This window comes from Bradyrhizobium sp. AUGA SZCCT0283, assembly GCF_018130385.1.
Taxonomy (GTDB): Bacteria; Pseudomonadota; Alphaproteobacteria; order Rhizobiales; family Xanthobacteraceae; genus Bradyrhizobium.
Window position 1 is genome coordinate 1 of the sequence record NZ_JAFCLU010000103.1, and the last position, 1736, is coordinate 1736.

Sequence of the window (1736 nt, forward strand, 5' to 3'; positions counted from 1 at the left end):
GGCCGGCGTCCGAAAGCCTCCAAGGGAGATGCTATGGGGCTGCGGCGAGGATATTGCATCCATCGTCGCTGATGTGAACCGATGGAGCACCCCATGCAGAAGTTGAACGATCTGAGCCGTTCCCTCAACCCCCTCCAACTGGACGGCACGTTGATCGCAGTGATCGAGATGAGCCTGTCGAGTTGGCTCGTTGCAGGCATCGTGCCTGGCGTCGAGCGCCAGCCGTTAAAGAAGCTCGTAGTTGACGAGAATGCCTTGCTGAAGCTGCTCAATCGCTGGCGAGAAGAGGCGGAGAAAGCAGGACATCGGATCGAACGCATCGCGGTCGCTTTCGAGGCCGGCCGTGACGGTTTCTGGCTGGCACGCTGGCTCAGGGCGCGCGACATCGAGGCCCATGTCATTCACACATCGAGCGTAGCGGTATCGCGCGAGCACCGGCGCGCCAAGACCGATCGTCTCGACACCGAGCTGCTCAAACGCAGCTTTCTCGGCTGGTTGCGGGGCGAGCGTAATCACTGCAAGATGGTCGCAATCCCGACAATCAAGGACGAAGATGCCAAGCGGCCCAACCGCGAGCACAGAGCCTCGTCGGAGAGCAAAGTCGGATCGTCAACCGAATGAAAGCAGCGTTGATCCGGCTCGGCATCCGCGGCTTCAATCCCAAGCTGAAGAAGGCCGCCGAACGCCTTGACGGCTTGCGCACCCCCGAGGGTGAACCGATCCCGCCCAACACCCTGGCTGAGCTGCGTCGCGACATGGTGCGCCGGCGGCTCGTCAGTGATCAGATCCGGCAGATCGAGGACGCTCGCCTGGAGCGCCTCAAGCAAGCGCCCAGTGATGGACCACACGCAATGGCGCACCTGCTGGCGCGCGTGATCGGGGTTGGTGTCGAGACGGCCGACATGCTGGTGCAGGAGGTACTGTCGCGAAGCATGCGCGACCGACGGGCTGTAGCGCGTTATGCCGGCCTGACAGGCTCGCCCGACGAGAGCGGCAGAAGGCGCCGGGAGAAAGGGCTGACCCGTTCTGGCAACGCTCGGGTTCGACGAGGCATGATCCAATTGGCGTGGCGATTTCTCATGTTCCAGAAGGACAGCGCCTTGGCGCAGTGGTTTCGAGCCCGCACCGAGAGCGCCCGCGGCACTCGCAAGACCATGATCGTGGCCTTGGCGCGCAAGCTCCTGATCGCCCTGTGGCGTCTCGTGCGGGAGGGTGTGGTGCCGGACGGTGTCGTTCTGCGGCCGGCATCATGAACCGTGGTCACTGAAGGACACCCAACAGTTTCGGCCCGGTCCGTCCGCTGGTGACGGGTCGCCGATGACGGTTCGAGGTGGCGGGATTCCGACGTGTTTCCTTGGCTTTCAATGCCGAAAGGGAGAATGGGTCCGCCGCTTCGGAGCTTCGCTGCCGATGCGTATGACTGCATCATGGTTCGGGTCCTTGGACCCCCCGGATACAAGGTTGTGGCGCGACTGATCCGCGCCCGAAAGCGGGCTCCCCTCTGATCGTCATCCCGATCGCACCAAGCGTGCCGTCGTGCTCGAAGCTGTCAAGGTATGGCCTGGCAAGCTCGGAGTATGCCGCAAGGTTGGGGGCGGCGGCCAACCTTGACAGCTCCTGCGCGCGACGACGTCAGCAAACCGCGGGTCGGGACGAAGAAACGGGCCTTGAGATCGAACAAAGAAACTGATGAAGGACAAAAGATTTGCTGCCCTGGGGAACTCCTTGACAAAAAA

The 1736-nt window shown here is 62.6% G+C and carries 2 protein-coding genes; both read left to right on the forward strand.

Going from position 1 to position 1736, the window contains the following annotated elements; genetic code table 11:
• Nucleotides 1-93 precede the first annotated feature (93 nt).
• Complete coding sequence (locus tag JQ624_RS39220; RefSeq protein WP_249130428.1) at nucleotides 94-621, forward strand: hypothetical protein; 528 nt, start codon at nucleotides 94-96, stop codon at nucleotides 619-621.
• Complete coding sequence (locus tag JQ624_RS39225; RefSeq protein WP_249130429.1) at nucleotides 618-1253, forward strand: transposase; 636 nt, start codon at nucleotides 618-620, stop codon at nucleotides 1251-1253. Before JQ624_RS39220 ends, JQ624_RS39225 begins: the two co-directional genes overlap by 4 nt.
• Nucleotides 1254-1736 lie beyond the last annotated feature (483 nt).